This window comes from Microcystis sp. LE19-10.1B (assembly GCF_027530565.1).
Classification (GTDB): Bacteria; Cyanobacteriota; Cyanobacteriia; order Cyanobacteriales; family Microcystaceae; genus Microcystis; species Microcystis aeruginosa.
In genome coordinates, this window is sequence record NZ_JAPZQM010000696.1 from 1 (window position 1) to 1,176 (window position 1,176).

Sequence of the window (1,176 nt, forward strand, 5' to 3'; positions counted from 1 at the left end):
CAAAGCAATCTGGCCGCATCTACCGCCATCCTAGCTGGGTTAGTATTAAACAAAGACATCATTCAACGATTATTGAGGAAAGACATCATGAAAGAATCTGTTATCTATCAAGAAATCTGGTCGGAAGGTTTACAAGAGGGACGACAAGAGGGACGACAAGAGGGACGACAAGAGGGAGAAGCTAACCTCGTTTTACGTCTATTAAATCGCCGTATAGGTAGCATCTCTCCTGAATTATCGCCCAAGATCCGAAATCTTGACCTAGAACAGTTAGAAAACTTAGGCGAAGCTTTGTTAGATTTTCAGTCATTACAAGATTTAGAACAATGGCTCGAAAATTGCCAAATAAATTAAGTACAAGAGAACTAAGTCTCCAGTCTATTCCCTCGGCACAGGGTAGCTGCAAGCATTTGGCTATCCTTTTCTTGAGCTTGTGATACACTAACCAGAAATCTATCAATTTTCCCCCTGTGAGGAGAATAGTCCTGTAATACTAGCAGAACTTGTCAAAAACTTCGTTGGGGAAGGTGTCACTTATAAATTTTTCTCTCTTAACCCTCTCTGGTGCCACCGGGGGCGATCGGGCGGCTGTCAAGTTGGGGGTCGGGGTTGGGCTATCTGGGAGGAATTGCCTGTTATCTGTTGTTTTGGTTGGTACAATCAAGCCATCGCTTCGATCAATTGCTAGAGTATCGACTGGCTTTTGTGATCGTCGGATTATGGCTGCTCTTTCTTTCTCTCCCGGCTCTAGCTTGGTTGCCTCATCAGTCGCAACCGCCCACCATTCCCCTTTCTCGGTTAATTCGCCAATCCTACCATCAGGTCTGGCATACGCTGGGCTATTTTAGGCAAAACCAAGAGATTTTTAAGTTCTTAGTCGTATTTTATTTGATTTCCGATGGAATTGTAACCCTGAATAATTTTTTGGGCATCTATCTCAATCAGGAGTTTGGGTTAAGCGTTGCTCAAATCTTGCATTTAGGACTTTTATTTAGGGTCTGCTGAAAAAGTTTTTCCTGGGGGTAGGAGTCAGGAGTCAGGAGTCGGTCGTTTCAGGCTTTGTTGCCCTTGTTTTTTGTACCAAGCGATGTACCACAAGAAGGATAATGCAAGGTTTTTGAAAGTCCCAATCCTATTTTCGCAGCACTAACATCGGACTTTAACAGGTCAAAAGCC

The 1,176-nt window shown here is 43.6% G+C and carries 2 protein-coding genes; both read left to right on the forward strand.

Annotation, left to right across the window (positions count from 1 at the left end; translation table 11 throughout):
• Positions 1-354: DUF4351 domain-containing protein (locus tag O9332_RS24810; protein ID WP_288027788.1), on the forward strand; the 354-nt coding region annotated here is incomplete at its 5' end.
• A gap of 210 nt (positions 355-564) precedes the next feature.
• Complete coding sequence (locus O9332_RS24815; RefSeq protein ID WP_002757702.1) at positions 565-1,005, forward strand: MFS transporter; 441 nt, start codon at positions 565-567, stop codon at positions 1,003-1,005.
• The last annotated feature ends 171 nt before the right edge of the window (positions 1,006-1,176 follow it).